Raw genomic sequence first — 18,173 nt, forward strand, 5'->3', positions numbered from 1 at the left:
GGTGCGGGGGTGACACTACGCCGCCGGCTCCGCCCCGGTGGGCGTGCCGGCCGATGACACGGTTGCGCGGGCGCCCGCGCCTCGGCCACCGAGCTGCGCAGTCGGGCGGCACACAGCCGTGCCCGGCACGGCGCTGCACGTCTCGCTGCGCGACCTGATTTCCGATGAGTCGAACTCCCGTTGCCGAGGGCGTGTTCACGCCCACCTCCGACACCGTGCCGTGGGCTGAGCCCCGTCGGGCCGGAGGCTGCGCGAGGGACCCCGGCGTGCGATTCGAGGGCTTCCTGCCGTGACCCGGCACCGGAACCGGCCCATTCGTACCACTGTGAACCTGGAGAAGAAGATGATCAGGAACGTCGGCCGCACCTTGCGTGCGGCTGCGGTGACCGCCCTCGTCGGCATCGCGCTGGCAGCAGCGCCGGCGAACGCTGCGGCACCGGTCTGGGAGACGCTGCCCCAGCCCGTCGACGGCGACAGGGGGGCCGCGTACATACTCCCGTTCGATGCGGAGAACGCCTTCGTCAAGATGCGCCGGGGCACCTGTGGCAGCTGCAGGATGTCGGAAAAGCTGTGGCAGAAGGCCGGGAGCACCTGGAAGGCGCTGACACCGCCGGCCGACGCGAGCATCACCACGCTGACCGGCACCGCCCCCAACGATCTCTGGGCCATCGGCCGCGTGGACACGAGCACCGGTGTCTTCCGGGTCAACCACTATGACGGGACCAAGTGGTCGGGGAACCTCAGCCCGGACACCCAGCGCCTCGAACTCACGGCGGCCGAGGCCGTCAGCCGCAACAGCCTGTGGGCGGTCGGCAACTCCCGCAAGGACCCCGGCTCGACCCCGACGGTGACGCACTGGAACGGGACGTCCTGGAACACCACCAAGTTCGACCAGATCCACGGCGGTCTCGACAGCATCGACGTACGGGCGGAGAACGACATCTGGGCCGTCGGCTACCGCAGCGCGGGCGGTACCGCCAACGACCGTCTCCAGGCGCTCGCCCTCCACTACGACGGTAACCGGTGGACGGAGGTCCCGGTTCCGGCGACGGCCAAGGTCAGCACCCTGCTGAAGGACGTCAAGAGCAACGGCCCCAACGACGTCTGGGTGGCGGGGTACATCCTGGACGAGAGGGGCCTGGGCGAGCCGCGCACCGGGGCGTACGTCATCCACTGGGACGGCACCGCCTGGACCCGCCGCGACGTCCCGGGTGGCGGCTTCGCCAACTCCTTGGCCGTGTACGGCGGCCAGGTCCACCTGGGGGTCTCGGGCCGTGCGAACCTGGTCCGCTGGACCGGCAGCGCATGGGAGGCCGTCAGCGGCATCCAGGAGGGTATGAACGGAGTGGACATGCTGGCCACCACGCCCGACGGCTCGCTCTACCTGGCCGGTACCAGCGGCTGGGACAGCGTATTCGGAGGCCTGACCTACCACCTCCAGCGCCTGGCCGCGCCCGCCGCGCGCTGACCGCACGTCGCACCCGCCCACGAGGGGAACGGCGGCGAACCGGCCCGGTGAAAGGGAGCCGGTCCGTCGCCATGGAGCAGGTGCGCGACGCCTGACGGACCGGGCCGGTCGGCTCGGGCGGAGGGCCTGGACGGCCTAGAAGACTGATGAAGATGTTGGGTTCTGGCCCCGCCGCATCCTTAGGTTCTAGGGATCGTTGCAACACCCCAGCTCAAGGGGTGCGATGTTCGAGATCCGGGAGAACCGGATGGCGCCGCAGGGCCGCAGGATCCTGGTCCGTGAGCGGGAGGAATACTTCCGGCTCATGGACCAGGGTCTGAGCAGCCAGGAAGCGTGCAGACGCGTCGGGATCAACTCTCGAACCGGTAAGCGGTGGCGCAACGGCCGTAACGCGTCGGGCGGTCTGAAGGCGTATCCGCCGATCCACGCCCCTCTGCCGGAGGACGGGCCGTCCCGGTACCTGTGCGGGGCCGATCGGATCCACATCGCCGACCGGCTGCGCGAGAAGGCCACCGTCCGGGCAATCGCCGCCGAGCTGGGCCGCAGCCCTTCGACGGTCAGCCGGGAGATCCAGCGCAACCGGCACCCCGGTAACGGCCAATACCGCCCCCACGCGGCGCAGGCCCGCGCGGATGCCCGCCGGCCCCGACCCAAGCCCGGGAAGATCGGCCAAAGCTCTGAGCTGCGGGACTTCATCCAGAACCACCTGGACAAGAAGTGGAGCCCGGAGCAGATCTGCCAGGCTCTGCGGGACAGGTTCCCCGAGCGGCCGGAGATGCACGTGGCCCACGAGACGGTCTACCAGGCCCTCTATGTCCAAGGACGCGGCGAGCTCCGCCGCGAGCTGGCCGCCGCCTTGCGCACCGGGCGCGCTCGCCGCAAGCCCCACCGCCAAGCGGCCTGCCGCCAGCCACGGTTCGCCACCCCGATGGTCATGATCAGCGAACGCCCGGCCGAGGCCGAGGACCGTGCGGTTCCCGGCCACTGGGAGGGTGACCTGATCATCGGCAAGGACGGCGCCTCCGCGATCGGCACCCTGGTCGAACGCGCCACCCGCTACGTGATGCTCCTCCAACTGCCCCATGGCCGCACCGCCGAACACGTCCGTGACGCCCTGGTGGAGACCGTCCAGACGCTGCCCGGCCACCTGGTGCGCTCGCTGACCTGGGACCAGGGCAGCGAGATGGCCGCCCACGGCTCGTTCACCGTCGCCACCGGCATCCCGGTCTACTTCTGCGATCCGGCCAGTCCCTGGCAGCGCGGCTCGAACGAGAACACCAACGGTCTGCTGCGACAGTACTTCCCCAAGGGGACCGACCTGGCCGTTCACGCCCCCGAGCACCTGGCCGCCGTCGCAGCCGAACTCAACGGCCGCCCACGCAAAACGCTCGGCTGGGAAACCCCAGCCGAGCGCCTGCATAAACTGCTCGCGGCCTAGACAACCGACCACGTGTTGCAACGACCGCTAGAAACCGCCATCGGTGGCGGGGCCAGACTCGTTGTTGTGGTGCAAGGGGAGTGGGTCGGGGAGGCAGTCGGGCCGGATGTCTGGGAGGTCTGCCGGGAGTTGATCCCGCTAGGGAATGTGTTCGCGTTCCTGGCCGAACATCGGGGCCGGTTGTTCCCTGCGGCAATGTTCGCGGACATGTATCCGTCGGCGAACGGGCGGCCGTCCATGCCCCCACAGATCCTGGCCGCCGCGATCACAATGCTCCTCCAAGCCATCGCCCGTGGCTTCTGCCTCGAACCGACTCCCCACCTCCTCGACCGAGTCGAGGAACTGACCGGATTCCGCCCTCCGATCTCGGCTCCCGCGGAGGTCAACGCCTCAATCCGTCCTCCGCCCCTGACCGCGGCGCACCGCGTGCGCGCCAGGACCGCGCGCATGAACAACCGCCCCGCGACAATCACTGGCGAGATCGCCCAGAGGCGTCTCAGCGGAGAGAAGGGACCTGCTCCCGGCGTGCGTACCGGCCGCGGCGCCGCGGGCGTTCGGGGCAGCCCACATCGGGCAACCCGGGAGCCATCCCCGGGGGTGTGGGGAGCAGCAGAGCGGACTCGACCGGGGAGGACACGGAGGGGGAGCAACGTGGTGGCGAGCGCTACCGGCAAGGCCGCCGCCTCCGCCTCATCGGCGGCGTAGCCGTGGTGGCCGGCCTCCCGCAGCGCCGTACGCGCCCACTCTCCTGCTCGGGCAGCGTCGGTTGCCCGCTCGTGTCCCATGGGCAATACGCGGGACACGCCGGCCAGGTTCAGGGCCCTGTCAGCGGAGTGCCCTGAGGCGCCGGCCGGGGCCCTGGCCCGACGGGCGTCGCCGAGCCGGGCGAGATGACGCTGCGGGTTCTTTATCAGGGCCGTGAGCCGCTCGCCGTTGCCGCTCTCGCGTACGAGGGGGGTGCATCCGGTGAGGAGGTAGTTCGGGGTGTCCTGGGGCCGGCTCTCGTCCTGGTACTCGCGGGCCCAGGCATACAGGTCTTCGATGCACGCCGCGAGGGTGCGCCTGCCCCGGGCGGCTTGTGCGGTGTCATGGAGCTCGCGATGGCCAGGACGTACGTCTGTCGGCCAGCTTCGGCATCCGCCTCAGCCCCCGCTCCAAAGGGAAGAAGGTCGGTGCGGGTGGATGCCGTGGAACGGCCGACCCCGCTGCGGAGCCGCCGCCGGAGCGGATCCCGCAAACCCCGTGGCCCCGAGCCGGTCGGGCATGGCAGCATCAGCCGCATGAGCGACATCTCCGCGCGGAAGGGCGGCCACCGCCGCCTCCGGTGAACTGGCTGGACCGGGTCGTGGCCGCCGGCCAGGCCACAGCGCCCGCCCATCCGTCCCGGATCGCAGTCCTCGACGCGATCCGTGCCGACCGCACCGGCCCGATACCCCTCCGGCTGCTCCACCTCGCCCGTACGGGCAATGTGTTCGTGCGCCGCGAGTCGCTGGACCTCCTCGCGTCCGACTGCGCAGCGCATCCCTGGCCCGAGGCCGCAGAAACGGCAATCACCCGTCTCACCGACGAGGACGAAGAGGTGCGGCGCCGGGCCGCACGGCTCGTCATACGCGCGGGAGACCGGAACATCGGGCTCCAGGCTCTGGCTGAACGCACCGACCCGATCGTTCGCACCACCCTGGCCGACCTGCTCGGGGACTCCGTCACGCACCTGCGCAACGACCCCCAGCCGTCCGTCCGTTTCCTCGCCCATCTGAGAACCCTGGCGGCCGCCCCTGCCGGTCAGTGGCCCGCACTCGATACGGCGCTCCTCACCGACGCCCCAGGAGCTTCGCGCTATCTGGAGCGTGTGGGGCAGCGCTGGGGATGGACTCTGTACCGGTTGGGACGCGAACAGCACGTCTATGCCCTCGTGGCACGGCTCCTCGACGATCCCGCAACCCGGGACATCGGCGCCGACCTGGCCCGCGAGGCATGCCACGACTGGCGGGCGGCCCCGGTCGAACTCCTGCCGCTCCTCGTCCGCCACGCATCACGGGAACTCCGCCCTGCCATGGCCGAAGCCCTCACCACGGCCTCGCTCTCGGAAGCAGCCATGCGCGTCCACAGCGACCTGACGGCCACGGCACCCTTCACTGTGTCTCCCCGGGTCCGCCGGTCTTCCGGCAACCCGCCGCCCTTCTTCGAGGCCACCACTGCTGCCGCGGTCCTTCAGGCGAAGCCTGTGGGTATCAGGCGTCTGCGTCACGCCCCTGAACTCTTCGGAGCCCTCTTGGACGCAGGCCCACTGACGTTCCGAGAAGCAGCCCAGCTGCACAATCTCACCTTTGCCCGGCCCGGACCCATGCAGGCGTTGTGTGCTCCGCTGTGGCTGAGGCACGCCGGCCCTCGTTCCGCCGCACGCCTGATTCCCCTCATGACACCCCACCTCGACGACTACAGCGTGGGCGAGTACTACGCGAAGGGCCTTGCCCGGATGGGCCGCCACGCGCTGCCCGCGCTTCCGGAACTTGCAGCCCTGATCGACCGGCGCACCCGTATCCCGGTCAACGACTCCACACGGGATGGCGAGATGATGCTCGACGAGGCCTTGCTCGCAGCGGCGACACATGCCCACCGTGTGATCCTTGCCGACGCCACTGGTTAAGACGCGCACCGCCCGGGCGCCCCGCGTTTCGGCTTCTTCGGGCTGTGCCCGAGCGCTCTGGTCGGCGGGACTCGCCAAGAAGGTGGCGCCGCCATGAGCCGTACGTTCAGGCGGATCGGCGGAGGCCGTGTGGCGCTGTGTCTTCGCCGCAACGTGGTTCGGGAGGAGAGGCGGAACCGATCTTGTGCGGGCCAAGTCTGCCCAGGAATGGAGAAGCGTCGGGCACCTGTCGGGTGTCGCTACCTGCGTTCTGGTTGCCGTCATGGCTGCGGCGGTTTCGTTCGGCGCCTACTCGTGGGGGGTGACGTCGGGGTTCTACATCCTGGACCCGGACGAGGTGTGCGCAGCGCAGGGCGTGGAGGGCGATCGCATCGTGACGCGGTGGACGCTGCCGGTCGGTGCGCAGCGTGTGACGTCGGGCGGCGTGGGAACGGAGCTGGCGGCCGTGTGCGCCTTTCTGACTGCCTTTTGGACAGGACCACACCGGATCCGCGCGGAGGACTTCGCGATGCCCGCACCGGTGAGGTACCGCTCGACTGCCGCGGTGTACGACGACGGCGGGGCGGACAGCGGCACGACTGGGGCGCGCGGCGGGCGGAGCGGCCCCCGCTCCCGAGTTCGGTCACCGGTTCGGTCATCACGCCGCCCCGCCCGTTCGGCACTGCCGCAGTAAATCCGGCATGCACTGCGGCAGACCTTCGTGCAGGGTCGAGATCAGGCCGAGGAGAGCCGTTCCACCGCGGTGGAACTGCGAAATGCCCTAACGTCCCATCATGGGACGTATCGTCGGCCCCCACTCCCTTGTGCCGGTGCCGTGTCCGTTGCGGAGGTCGGTGATACGCGGCAAGGGCGGGCATCAGCGCCGGTGGAGACGACACGGGAGGAAGACCATGCACGCGAACGACAGTGCAAGGAGCAACGAGGCGGAGAACAGCCGGTCAGGGGCCCGCACGCCTACCGGCCGCGCCGCGACACCGCTCCCCCCGCTCTTGGCCCTCCAGGGCAGTGCCGGCAACGCGGCGGTCGTCCAGTTGCTCCGCCAGGCCGGACACCCCTGGGCCCAGGATCGACACCGGCACAGTGCCGGCTGCGGCCACCGGCAAACCGGGCAACCTGTACAGCGCTCCACCGTTCCCGGCGTCCTACGCTCCCCGGGTCGTCCCCTCGACGACAGCACGCGCACCGAGATGGAAGCCCGGCTCGGCGCGGACTTCTCAGACGTTCGCCTCCACACGGACACGGTTGCACGAGCCTCGGCGGCGGAAGTGGGCGCCCGCGCCTACACCTCGGGCAGCCACGTCGTCATTGGCGACGGCGGCGCCGACAGGCACACCCTCGCGCACGAACTCACGCACGTCATCCAGCAGCGGAACGGCCCGGTCGCCGGCACGGACCACGGCAATGGCCTCAAGGTCAGCGACCCGTCCGACCGTTTCGAGCGCGAAGCCGAAGCCACCGCGCGGCGGGTGATGTCCGAGCCGATGAGCGAGCACCGGCACACCCACGGCCCCGCCCCGGACTCCGTTTCGCACCACCACGGGCACGCCGTGCAGCGGCGGAGCTCCTTCGAATCCGACCGCGTCGGCAGCACCCCGGAGTTCCAGGGCAGCGCGGGCAACGCCGCCGTCCTGCGCACCCTGCAGCGGAAACCCGCCGACGAGACGCGGCTGGGCCCGCAGCCCGTCACCTACCTGACCACCGACGAGCCCCTCGTCCACTCCGACGAGGAACTCGCCCGGAGCAACCCCATGCTGTTCCTGGAACAGGTCTTCGACGGGCTACGGGTGGACGAGTTCCGCTTCCGCCGGGGCGAGCAGGGAAACCTCGGCCTGAACATGATCTCGGAGTGGGTCACCGTGTCCCTGGACGGCGGGGCCAGCCTGGCAGTCCACCTCAACTGCATGGTCCGGCCCTCCCAGTTGAGCAACGGCACCATGTCCCTGGAAGTCTCCCAGTTCCACCTCACCGCACGCTCGACCACCTCCCAGAAGACCATCGACAAACACGGTCCCTCGGCGGCGACCGCGGGCGCCAGCATCCACATCAACACCTCCACGCCGCAGTGGGGCCGCCCCGACAACCTCAAGGCCCTCGCCGCCGAGGTCGCGGCCCACGGCGGCCAGGAACTGGTCATCAAGGGCCTGACCATGAAAGAGGGCTACTCGTACCCCTACGTGCTCTGGCTGATCAGCCACTTCAAGGAAACACTCCACCACGCCCTCCAACTCCGCCTGAGGACGGTGAACGTCACCTGGAAGGGCGACAAGACGTTCACAGCCTGAGGCAGCGCCCCACCGGATGGATGCCGCGGCTCCGTAGACCGGCCCAGCCGTAGTCCCCCATCCGGCTGACGGCGGGCTGGCCCCGCCCAGGCGGTGGGTGTCATGGCTTCGCGGGGAAGCTACCACCAGGCGGGCGAGACCAGGACCGTTGCCCAGGATCGGGCCTGGGGCAGCCACCTGTCGGTATCGCGTCAGGCGCGAGGCCGGCGTGGCCTGGTCCCGGGCCTGTGACGGAGCAGGTTCATGCGTTCTCCACGTCGGATCGGGCGGCGTCGCTGTCCGCGGCCCGAGGCCCCGGAACAGCCGCCGCGGCGAGGTGGAGGCGTGGCTGGGCGATGAGTTCCCCGCGTTCGGCCGCGCAGGCTTCGAACTCCTCCGCGAGCGGGTCCTGCTTTACACGTGGCACCCGGGCACAGCATTTGGCTGGTCGATGCCATAGCCTCGCCCTGTGATCCACAGCCGCAGCCAGACCGAGCAGCCCCACCCCGCCGCGCTCCCTCCCTTCCAGACACTGCTGGACAGGACGAACTGGGCCTCGCTGGCCACGGCCTGCGGCACGGGTGAATCCCTGCCCGCGGCGCTGAGACTTCTGACCAGCCCAGACCCGCTCGTCAGGGAGTCCGCTCTACAGGACGCGCTGGGACCCGTGACCCACCAGAACAGCATCTACGAGGCCACCGTGCCCGTGGCCCTCTACGTCGCGGCAATCCTCAACCATCCGGCCGTAACGGCAGGCGACTTCGGTCAGGACGCCAAGACGCCCGCGAACCGTCCCACTCTCGTGCGGTTGCTCGACTGGCTCGGCGACACCGCCTACGACGCCGACGACGAGTGCGTTGCCATTGACGAACGTCTCTACGGTGAGGGATTTCTCGATGAGCACGAGGAGACGCGTGCGTTCCGGGAGGCGCGCCCCGCCATTTTCTCCGCCGTTCATGCCTTCCTCGGTCATGACGACGCCGACGTGCGCCACACCGCCCTTGTCGCTGCCATCCCCCTCATAGAGCACCCTTTCCTCAACCAGCACCAGGCCGCGCTGGCCAGCCACGCCCGACGTCTACTGGCCACCAGCACTGACCGGTACCACCGGGACCGTGTCCTGGACGCGCTGAAGGCTTGGGGTCATGACACCAGCGGTCTGGAGAACACGTCCGACATCGCAGCCCGCGAGCACTACGCCCGCCTCAGCGCTGCACGCGCTTCTTGGAAAGGCAACTGCACGGACGGCGGCTACAGCGAAGACCCGCCCTTCTGACTCACGGTTCAAAGCGCTCCGAAACATCCACCGAAGTGGACCAGATCCGGTTCTGACCTAGACATGCAGAGGGCGGGCATGCCGACGGGGCCCCTTCCTGTCCCGGACACGAGTATCCCGGTCTGGTCGCCGACCATCTGAGTCGACGGCCATGGACGGCTGCGCCCGGCTCGAACATCGGACTGGGTGCACAAGTCCGTACGCCATGGTGCACGAGGATGAACTCGCGGACGGCCGGTTCGCGGCGCCACGGGGCGAGGGCGGGGTTGAACTCGCGGACGTAGTCCCTTGGCCCGGGAGGACTTGACGCGGGCGAGGACGTCCACGGACTGCAAGGCCCCCAGCGCACGCACGCTACGGTGGGCAGAGCGGAGCGATGGCGACCTCCAGCGCCGTGACGGCGGCTGTCCGTTCGCTCCCAGCTCCGTGGCCCTATCGGGCCTGCCCGTCCGAGGAAGAGTTCTGAATGGCCCACGAGGTGATCACGGTCTGTCTCCGGCCCACGGACGTGGAAGCGATGCACGGCGAGGTCGCGCGAGCAATGGCCCCGTTCGACATGAACGGCGACCACGATCCCTGGCAGGGGCAATGGGACGCGTGGGGTCTCGGCCGCGGCAAGCCGTTCGCGGTCCGGCCCGGGGCGGAGACCGACCCCCGCCTGATCCGGGTCGAGGACACCGCCCCCGCTCACTCCCGCCGCCCGCCGCTTTCTGCGTCGCTCTGCGACGGAGGGCCGCGGCGGCTGCTCGACCTCGACACACGTCGCGACCTGGTGGCGGCGAAGGCACGGGACGAGTGGAGGACATGGCATGAGTTCGCCCGGGCCTTTCCTCCTGCGCGCACCATGGAGGAACTCCGTCGGGAGTTCAACGCCGCACACGGTCCGGGCCCGGACGCCCGTTTCCGTGGACAGTTCGAGCAACAGGAAGTCATCCGGGCCATCGAGCACCAGCCTCACGTCCTCGCCCTCGCTGCTGGAGTGTGGGATCCGGTCGCGCAGTTCGCGGATCCGGAGGATGCCCATGTCCGCCGGGCGCGCTCCCTGGTGAACACGACGGACCACCTGCTCACCCTGGACGGGCAGTGGCTCGAGGCCAGCTCGGACGTCTTCACCGAACGGCCGGACACCTACGGAGACTCGTACTTCGAGTTCGCCGACGAGTACCTGCTCGGTCTTCCCGACGACTGCTACCTGATCAGGGTGCGTTTTCACGGCTGACCTGGCACGGAACGCACTGCACGGCCGGGTCCGGCTCAGGTCGTCCGCGGGGGCCGGATGAGGATGGCCGCGGGGTGGAGTGCGGCCGCGCTCGGCGTCGACGTACTCGGCGAGAGAGCGGGCAGCTGAGTACGGGTGAACGGGCTCGGTTCCGGGCGGTTCAGCGGAAGGCGTTGGCGTTCTCCTCGGCCCACTGCCGGAACGGGCGGGCGGGCGTCCCAGTGATCCGTGCAACCGTGTCGCGCACCATCAGCAGCTCGTCGTTCACGTCGCCGCCCGTCACGTCGAGCACCGCTTCTGCGGCCTCGGCGCCGAAGACGGCGACCATCTGCGCGTGGGCCTGCTGGCGGCTGATTTCGGCGAAGGGAATCTGCCGGCCCAGTGCTGCCGCGATGGCCTCGACCTGTTGTGGGGCGGTCACCGGCTCTGGACCGGTCAGGGCATACGTCCGCCCGTGGTGGCCGGGCTCGGTCAGTGCCACCCGTGCCACTGCCGCGATGTCCGCGGGGTGGATGGTCGGCAGCGCGGTCTCGGGATACGGCGCGCGGACGGTCTCGTGGCCACGGATGGAAGCCGCCCACATCAGGGCGTTCGAGGCGAACTGTGTCGGCCGCAGGATCGTCCAGGCCATGCCGCTCGCCTTGAGCAGTTGCTCCACCGCCAGCTTCTCGCCGGCGGGGCCGAGGTGCGGGTGGGTCTGGACGGTGATGGACGACCCCAGCACGACATGCTCCACACCCGCCCGGCAGGCGGCTTCGAGTACGTCGGCGTCCGGGCCCAGACCTGGCACGAGGAACAGCGAGCGCACCCCTTGGAGCGCGGCCTCTACCGACGCCGGCTCTACGAAGTCGCCCTCCACGGCCTCGACCCCGTCGGGGAAGACGGCCCGTGCGGCATCACGGGTGAACCCCCTCAACGGCCCGACACCGCGCGCGTGCAGCTCCTTCAGCAGGGCACTGCCTACGTTTCCGGTGGCTCCGGTCACGAGGATCATGGGCGTGTCTTCCCGTCATCAGATGATCAACTGAGCGACACACTAGAACCTCAATCATGCTTCAGGTCAAGGAGTGCCTGGCCACTCCCGCAGCTGGGCACGTTCATGTGTGCGCCGGCACTCGGTGGGCGATGGCGAGCTTGTCGGTTCGCATGGCCAGGACGCGCCACTGCTTCATGCGGCTGATCCACCGTTCGGCCGTGTTCCGCTCCTTGTAGGGCACGGCGTCGAAGCCGGGTGGGCGTCCGCCGCGTGAGCCGCGCCGCCGTCAGTTGCGGATCTGGTCCACGGGCTGCGGGATGACCGCGCTGATGTGCCGCTCGCGTAGGTGGGAGCGGATCGCCCGGGAGGAGTACCGATGGGTGCCGCGGCTGGCGGACGAGGATGCGGTGGGCGGTCGAGGCCGCGATGCGGCACCGTACTGCCGGCCGCAGCGGGCCGATGCGGTGCTCGCGTCGCAGTCGCAGCACCTCGGCCTCGACCTCGGTCGCGGTCCTGCGGGGCTGCTGGTGCGGGCAGCTGGAGCGGTCACTCATCCCGGCGACCCCGAGCTGTCGGTATCGGGCGGCGGTGGCGTGGCTGACCTGGAAACGCTCTGCTGCCCGACGTAGTGGCCAGCCGTCGTCCACGGCACAACGGGCCAGGCGAAGACGTCCGGTCTCGGTCAGCGGAGCATTACGGTGGACCACGAAGGCATCCTGCACGGTGGAGATGTCGCAATCCGCACCGAACTAGGAGGCCCTCACCCGTTTCAAGCACCCAGCACGCGTGTCACCAACGTCCCCGGACAACACACCTGGGCCGTGTGTCGAAAGCATGGACGGGCCGGACGATGTGATGTCCAGGTCCAGCCCGTCCGTCCGTCCGTCCGCTGCTAAAGGTCGAGTTGGTACTGGTGTGTCGTGTGCGTGGGTACGTAGCCGAGACCGTCGTTGATCTGTCTCATGTGCGTGTTGCTGTCGGCGGTGTCGGTCAGGAGGCCACCGAGGTCCGGATAGTGCCCATGGGCGTGTCGGATCGACGCGGCCTTCATCCATCGGCCAAGGCCGTGTCCACGGTGCTCGGGCAGCACGCCGGTGCCGTAGTGCTGGCCATCACCTGTGCCGTTGCCGGGAATGACGAGTTCTGTGAATCCGGCGATCGAGCCGTTGGAGGTGTCGATGGCGACGACGGTGTGCAGGTGGTCGCCGCGCCGTTCGACGGCCTTCGCCGCGGCCAGGACCCGGTCCACGTCCCACGTCACGGTGTCGTAGTCGGTGTCTTCCATGGGCATGTCGTCCATGGCGCGACGTGAGGCGGCAAACGTCTGGGCGAGGTCGTCGGGGACGGCTCCCTGCCATGCCGCCAACCGGTAGCCGGGATGCGAATGCTCGACGATCTCGGCGAGGGCGGTGGTGTCCACATCGGCCAGCGGCAAGCGGGAGAACCTCAGGGTGAGGACCTTACGAAAACCGCGCGCCACCAGGAACTGGTCGCCGGGCGCTCCGGCCTCGGCCTGCGCGATGATGCAGCGGCGGGTGTTGTCCCGGGCGGCGGCTACGGCGGCGCTGAGGAGCTGCGAGCCGACGTGCTGGCGTCGCTCCGCCGGATGGACCTGGAGGGTCAGCTCGGCCAGGTGCTCCTGTCCGGGACTGTTGAACAGGCGCAGAAAGGCGGTTCCGGTGGGGATGGAATCGGCGTCGGACGCCAGCCATGCAAGACGCCGGCTGTTCGCGCCGTGAGCGGGGTCGGTCAGTGGGGTGATGCGAGACGACAAGGTGTCTCCGTCGTGAGGAAGTGGCAAAGGTCAGTACGCGGACTCGACTGCTGGGCACTCCTGCGCATGTGCTCCACACCTCCTCGTCGACAGCGCCGGTCTCGAACAACATCGGACGGCTGGGAGAACTTAGCCGGCCCATCGGTTCCTCGGCAAAGGGTTAACGAGAGACCGGTGCGAGCGTGCTGTCACAGCCACTCGTTGGTGGCCGCGACCAGCACGGTTGCCTCATAGCGGACCGCCAGCTTGTCGCAGGCCGTCGTCGTCCAGGTCCAGCAGGACATCGACGTCGCCGAAGTCCCGCAGGCGGCGCCAGGCGACGTTCCGACCGGCTGACACCCCCAGGTTCTCTGCCAGCTCCACCCCGGTCACGTACTCGGGCAGACCCGGCAGGGCCGTCCCGTTCCCGACCACCACGACCCGGGCCGCCGGCTCGTCCTGCTCGCCCACCGAGGCCAGCAGGGCCTGCAGGGCCTGCAGGGCCTGCAGCTCAGGCATCCGGTCGCCCGTCGTCAGCACGGCGACACCCGCACGGGGCCGGGTCGCGACCACCTCTGTCAGTGCAGTCCGCTGTAGGCGGCCATGATGATCTCCATGCCGCGGTTGTCCTCCTGTTGGTCCCGGTCGACCATCTGGTTCATGACGTAGGCCACCGTCATGCGGGAGTCGGGATCGCTCGCTACCAGCGAGCCGCCCCAGCCGCCCCAGCCGAAGGTGTTGCCGAACTTGCCGAAGCCCGCCGTCCAGCACATCGGTGCCCCCAGCACGCGGTCCTCGCCGCGGAACACCTCCTGCCGCGCGGGCTCGCAACCCCGGGGGGACAGCAGCCGCACCCCGCCCGCCGAACCCTGGTTCGCCAGTACCGACTGAGCCAGCGCAACGGAGCGAGCGTTGCCGAAGCCATTGACCGCAGGGATCTGCGCACGGCGCCAGGCCACGGAGTTGGCGTCCTTGACCCGGATCGCCACACCGGTGTTTGCCCGGCGGGTGCCATCCGGTCCGAGCGGTGCGCTGGCGGCGTACTCGTCGGTCAGCGACGGCGGGGGGATGAGCGGTGCGACGCGGTGGTCATGTTCGGTGGAGAGCCCGATGTGGAAGTCCGCGCCCAGCGGCTCGGCCACCTCTTCGGCGAAGAATGCGCCAAGGCTGCGGCCGGTGATGCGGCGGACGATCTCACCCACGAGGAACCCGAAGGTGAGCGCGTGATAGCCGGCGGCCGTTCCCGGCTCCCATTCGGGCGTTTGCGCGGCCAGCGCCGCCGTCACGCTCTCCCAGTCGTACAGCTCCTCGACCGCGGTTGGCCCGGACAGGTCCGGCAGCCCCGCGGTGTGCGACAGCACGTGCCGCACCAGCACGTTCTCCTTGCCGGCCGCGGCGAACTCGGGCCAGTAGGCGGCGACCGGCGCAGACAGGTCGAGCTCGCCCCGGTCGGCCAGAATCAGCGCGCACAGGGCGGTCATGTTCTTGCTCGTCGAGTTCACGCCGACGATGGTGTCGTGCTCCCAGCTGACGGAACGGTCTGCATCGGCGTACCCGCCCCACATATCGACCACTGGCTCGCCGCCGATGTAGACGGCCGCTGAGGCACCCACGTCGTCCTTGCGGAGCAGAGCTGCAAGGGCCGTCCGGACTGCGTCGAACCGCGGATCGCAAAACCCCTTAACATCGTTCATGGGCGTAAGCCTCGGATGACGCCGGGGCTTCCTGCCCGACAATTCCCGCACTGGTTTTGTCAGGCGGGGCCGCGATCAAGTCTTCTCTACTCCAGCAAGGCGGCCTGATGGCGACCGCTCCTGTCGCCGCCCTGCGGTCGGTCGATGCCCGGTCGGCGCCCCAGCCCGCAGCACCGATGACCGCCGCCAAGGCACCTCGCGCGGCGAGCGGCTCCGGCTTTGGGCTCGGGCGTTCCTACGGTGGAGACGCGAGAAGGAAGGACGGACACGCGTGCTGGAGCGGCTGAATCGGGCGCTGGACCACCTGGAGGCCTGCCTCGACCGGGAGGTCGACATGGCCGAGGTGGCCCGGATCGCCGCGGTGTCGGAGTACCACTTCCGGCGGTTGTTCTCCGCGCTCGCCGGGATGCCGCTCCCGGTCTACGTGCGGCGGCGACGAATGACGCTCGCCGGGGCCGAGGTGCTGGCCCGGGACCTGACGCTGCTCGATATCGCCGTGCGGTACGGGTACAGCTCGGGCGAGGCGTTCGCCCGGGCATTCCGATCGGTGCACGGTATCGGGCCGGGCGAGGCCCGGCGCACGGGTGCGGTGCTCACGGCACAGCCGCGCATGTCCTTCCGTGTCGTCGTCGAAGGGAGTACGACCATGCGCTACCGGATCGTGGAGAAGGAGCCGTTTCGCATCGTCGGCAAGAAGGCCCGGCTCCCGCTCGTACACGAGGGGGTCAACGCGGCCGCCGCGGCGCACCTGGGGAGCCTCGACGAGCAGGCGATCGTACGGATGAAGGAGCTGGCCGGCCAGGAGCCTGACGGGATCCTGTCGGCGGTGGAGTACGTGACCGACAGCCGGGAAGAGGGCGCCGAGGCGGACTACTGGATCGGCGTGGTGACCGGTCCCGAGGTGGCGGCCGAGGGGCTCGACGCCCTCGACGTGCGGGCCGGGACGTGGGCGGTCTTCGACAACCACGGGCCCTTTCCGAGCGGCCTCCAGGAGCTGTGGCGAGACGTGTTCACGCAGTGGTTCCCCTCGAACCCGTACACGAGCCGGGCAGGTCCGGAGCTCCTGCGGACGCGGCCGGTGGAGATCGGTGCAGAGACCGACTCCCAGCTGTGGATCCCGGTCGAGCGGGTCAGCGGGGGCGCCGGGGCGTGAACACGGGCTCCTGGAGGGTGCCCCTCGCGCGGAATCCCGCCGACCGTCTACGAACGAAGATCGCACGCAACTGACAGCAGCTTTCACCATCCTTTGTCGACGGACGACCGACACCCCACTGTGCGGGGCGCAGAGGTCCAATGGCCGCCACCTCACGGTCCCGCTACGACAGATGGTGGGCGAAGAAGGTCCCCACCCGGCGTCGTACCTCAGCCAGGGTCACGACCGGGTCCCCGGTGCCGACGAGCGCGGCCCGCGTCGTCGCTGGCACAAGGCCAGCGGTCTGGAGCCGTGCGACGAGCGAGCCGTAGTCGGTGAACGCCCAGTGGTTCGCATCGGTGAGCAGCGCGCGGCGGCCGGGCAGGTCGGCCCAGGAGGACTCGATGCGGGCGGCGCCCTCGAATCCGTCGGTGCGGAACAGCAGCAGCGGCCGGTCGAAGCCGACCGGCGTCGGGTGCAGGTCGAGATAGCCTTCCAGGTTCGCCACGGCACCGATCCGGCGGTCGTGGCGGGCTGCGTACACCGCCGCCGTGCCGCCTGCGGAGTGCCCGTACAACCCGATCCGGCAGGCGTCCAAGACCGGTGCGAGCGGCAGGTCGCCGAGCCGGTCCAGGACCAGCCGGAGGTCCGCGATCCGGGTGTCCACCATCGTGCGGAAGGTCGCGGGGTCCGGCGGTCCGGTCAGGACGGTCGTCCGCATCCCGGTGGGCAGCTCCACCTGAGAAGCGTCACCGGGGTGGTCGACGAGGACGACCACCCGGCCGTGGCTCGCCAGGTCCTCGGCGAGGGTCGTGCCGAGCGCGCGGGAGTCACCGCCGCCCGGTGAGTACACCAGCACCGGCCGCCGCCCGGGCAGCGGCGGCGCGCCCGCGTACCCGTGGGTGAGGACCGCGCCCCAGTCCACCGCTCCCGGCTCCGGCAGCCCCGGGTGGCGGCCCGGCGCGTACTGGGCGAACACCCCGGCCTCGGCCGGAGTGAGCTGCGGGGCCCGGGAGAAGCCGCGTACCGACCGGGCCGGGTACAGGACGGTCAGCATCAACTCCCGCACGCCGCCCACCCACGGGTCGGTACGGGCCGGGTCCGTCAGATGGACCGTCTGCATGCCCACGGGGTACGGGCCGGTGGGCGCGGGCAGCCGGAGGACCGAGCCGGCACCGGAGGCGGACGCGGCCGTGGGCAGCAGGGCGGCGGCGCTCCCGAACAGGGTGCCTTTCAGAAGAGTGCGTCGAGACGTCATGCAAACATCCTTGGGGCGGGGGCCGTCACGATGCGAAGGTTCAGGCCCTGGCCGAAAGGCTGGCCCAGGACGAGGAGTTGTGAGGGTGCTGCGAATCCACTTCACCGCAGAGGACTTCGCCCGGATCCGCTTCGCACCCCGCCCGGCTCCGCTCCAGGAACTGCACGCCGCCCTGACGACAGCCGTGACCCGGCGGGGTGGGCCGCTGTTCGCCCCGTGGCGCGGCCGCGTCCTGCGCTCCCTCCCGGCCGCAGCGACCCCGCTCGCCGACCTGGTTCCGGCGGGTCGCCCGCCCTCCTTCCTCGACGTCCTCGGCGACACCACGGCCGACGGCTTCGAACAGATCCGCGCCACCAGCCCCGGTGTCGTCCGATCCGAGCTGGAGCGGGTCTACGGGGCGGTGCCCGCGCCTGGCTGGATCCGTGACCTGCACGCGGGTGACGAGACGGCCTGGCGCACCCTGCACCGCGCTCAGCAGGCTGCGTACGGGAGGGTTCTCGCCCCGGTCTGGTCCGTCGTGCAGGACCTGCACCGTGAGGAGTTCACCCACTACGCCCTGACGGTCGCCGAGCACGGCGTGGCCGCCACGCTGACCGGGTTGGCCCCGGGTAGCCGACTCCACGAGGGTGTGTGGGAATGGCCCGGCGCGGTGCCGGACCGCGACGTCCGCCTCGACGGGCGCGGCCTGGTTGTGCTGCCCACCTTCCACCACCCGGCGGGCCCACTCCTTCAGGACCCCCCGGGCCGTCCCGCAGTCCTCACGTACCCAGCCGGTCCCGGGCTCCCGCCCACGGCGGGACGCCCGGGCGTCCCTGCCGAGACCCTGGCCGCCGTCCTGGGCCGCACCCGGCTCGAAGCCCTGCGCCTCCTCGCCGAGCCTCACACCACGACGTCCCTGGCCCGCGCCCTCGGCGTCAGCAACGCGTCGGCGTCTTCCCACGCGGCGGCGCTCAGATCGGCGGGCATGGTGACGACGACCCGCACAGGCCGCTCGGTCACCCACCAGCGCACGGCCCTCGGCACGCTGATTGCGGGCGGCTGACCGCCGTGG

General features: G+C 70.2%; 12 protein-coding genes and 3 pseudogenes. 8 read left to right on the top strand and 7 right to left on the bottom strand.

The annotated features are described in order from the left end of the window. Positions 1-343 precede the first annotated feature (343 nt). From ACZ4VL_RS05785 to ACZ4VL_RS05800, 4 genes and pseudogenes are all read left to right on the top strand, one after another. Entirely contained in the window at positions 344-1,468 is a 1,125-nt protein-coding gene (locus ACZ4VL_RS05785; protein ID WP_468196283.1) for a hypothetical protein, read from the top strand. A gap of 247 nt (positions 1,469-1,715) precedes the next feature. After that, the gene (locus ACZ4VL_RS05790) at positions 1,716-2,906 is read left to right on the top strand and encodes an IS30 family transposase (protein ID WP_468196446.1); all 1,191 of its coding nucleotides are present in this window, start codon (positions 1,716-1,718) and stop codon (positions 2,904-2,906) included. 1,324 nt (positions 2,907-4,230) lie between these two features. After that, on the top strand, positions 4,231-5,553 hold the full coding sequence (locus tag ACZ4VL_RS05795) for a hypothetical protein (protein ID WP_468196286.1): 1,323 nt from the start codon (positions 4,231-4,233) through the stop codon (positions 5,551-5,553). 890 nt (positions 5,554-6,443) lie between these two features. Then, positions 6,444-7,061: pseudogene (locus ACZ4VL_RS05800) on the top strand (eCIS core domain-containing protein); the annotation flags it as partial. Between the two features lie 1,015 nt (positions 7,062-8,076). Here ACZ4VL_RS05800 and ACZ4VL_RS05805 read toward each other — a convergent pair. After that, on the bottom strand, positions 8,077-8,241 hold the full coding sequence (locus ACZ4VL_RS05805) for a hypothetical protein (protein ID WP_468196288.1): 165 nt from the start codon (positions 8,239-8,241) through the stop codon (positions 8,077-8,079). 42 nt (positions 8,242-8,283) lie between these two features. On the opposite strand from ACZ4VL_RS05805, the gene ACZ4VL_RS05810 reads away from it, so the two are divergent. Together ACZ4VL_RS05810 and ACZ4VL_RS05815 are read left to right on the top strand one after the other, a co-directional pair. After that, positions 8,284-9,090 carry a hypothetical protein gene (locus ACZ4VL_RS05810; protein WP_468196290.1) on the top strand — a complete coding sequence of 269 codons (807 nt, stop codon included), beginning with the start codon at positions 8,284-8,286 and terminating at the stop codon, positions 9,088-9,090. Positions 9,091-9,556: 466 nt separating this feature from the next. Beyond that, positions 9,557-10,309, top strand: a complete 753-nt coding sequence (locus ACZ4VL_RS05815; protein ID WP_468196292.1) for a hypothetical protein — start codon at positions 9,557-9,559, stop codon at positions 10,307-10,309. A 160-nt stretch (positions 10,310-10,469) separates the two neighbouring features. Here ACZ4VL_RS05815 and ACZ4VL_RS05820 read toward each other — a convergent pair whose 3' ends face one another. The 5 genes and pseudogenes from ACZ4VL_RS05820 to ACZ4VL_RS05840 form a co-directional block, all read right to left on the bottom strand. Then, complete coding sequence (locus tag ACZ4VL_RS05820; RefSeq protein ID WP_468196294.1) at positions 10,470-11,303, bottom strand: SDR family oxidoreductase; 834 nt, start codon at positions 11,301-11,303, stop codon at positions 10,470-10,472. 374 nt (positions 11,304-11,677) lie between these two features. Next, positions 11,678-11,992 (bottom strand): annotated as a pseudogene (locus ACZ4VL_RS05825) (leucine zipper domain-containing protein); the annotation flags it as partial. 185 nt (positions 11,993-12,177) lie between these two features. After that, positions 12,178-13,059, bottom strand: a complete 882-nt coding sequence (locus tag ACZ4VL_RS05830; protein ID WP_468196297.1) for a GNAT family N-acetyltransferase — start codon at positions 13,057-13,059, stop codon at positions 12,178-12,180. A 252-nt stretch (positions 13,060-13,311) separates the two neighbouring features. Further along, positions 13,312-13,611, bottom strand: a pseudogene (locus tag ACZ4VL_RS05835) (glycosyltransferase family 2 protein); the annotation flags it as partial. 5 nt (positions 13,612-13,616) lie between these two features. Beyond that, on the bottom strand, positions 13,617-14,732 hold the full coding sequence (locus ACZ4VL_RS05840; RefSeq protein ID WP_468196300.1) for a serine hydrolase domain-containing protein: 1,116 nt from the start codon (positions 14,730-14,732) through the stop codon (positions 13,617-13,619). A gap of 271 nt (positions 14,733-15,003) precedes the next feature. Between ACZ4VL_RS05840 and ACZ4VL_RS05845 the strand changes: the two genes are divergently transcribed. Beyond that, positions 15,004-15,885, top strand: a complete 882-nt coding sequence (locus ACZ4VL_RS05845) for an AraC family transcriptional regulator (protein ID WP_468196303.1) — start codon at positions 15,004-15,006, stop codon at positions 15,883-15,885. 163 nt (positions 15,886-16,048) lie between these two features. On the opposite strand, the gene ACZ4VL_RS05850 is transcribed toward ACZ4VL_RS05845, so the two are convergent. Beyond that, positions 16,049-17,122, bottom strand: a complete 1,074-nt coding sequence (locus ACZ4VL_RS05850; protein ID WP_468196306.1) for an alpha/beta hydrolase family protein — start codon at positions 17,120-17,122, stop codon at positions 16,049-16,051. Between the two features lie 85 nt (positions 17,123-17,207). On the opposite strand from ACZ4VL_RS05850, the gene ACZ4VL_RS05855 reads away from it, so the two are divergent. Beyond that, entirely contained in the window at positions 17,208-18,164 is a 957-nt protein-coding gene (locus tag ACZ4VL_RS05855; RefSeq protein ID WP_468196308.1) for an ArsR family transcriptional regulator, read from the top strand. The last annotated feature ends 9 nt before the right edge of the window (positions 18,165-18,173 follow it).

It is taken from the genome of Streptomyces sp. NPDC029014, assembly GCF_055564695.1.

Coding starts and splice junctions, on each gene's coding strand:
- ACZ4VL_RS05785 (WP_468196283.1), top strand. CDS start 344: ATGATCAGGAACGTCGGCCGCACCTTGCGTGCGGCTGCGGTGACCGCC.
- ACZ4VL_RS05790 (WP_468196446.1), top strand. CDS start 1,716: ATGGCGCCGCAGGGCCGCAGGATCCTGGTCCGTGAGCGGGAGGAATAC.
- ACZ4VL_RS05815 (WP_468196292.1), top strand. CDS start 9,557: ATGGCCCACGAGGTGATCACGGTCTGTCTCCGGCCCACGGACGTGGAA.
- ACZ4VL_RS05820 (WP_468196294.1), bottom strand. CDS start 11,303: ATGATCCTCGTGACCGGAGCCACCGGAAACGTAGGCAGTGCCCTGCTG.
- ACZ4VL_RS05840 (WP_468196300.1), bottom strand. CDS start 14,732: ATGAACGATGTTAAGGGGTTTTGCGATCCGCGGTTCGACGCAGTCCGG.
- ACZ4VL_RS05850 (WP_468196306.1), bottom strand. CDS start 17,122: ATGACGTCTCGACGCACTCTTCTGAAAGGCACCCTGTTCGGGAGCGCC.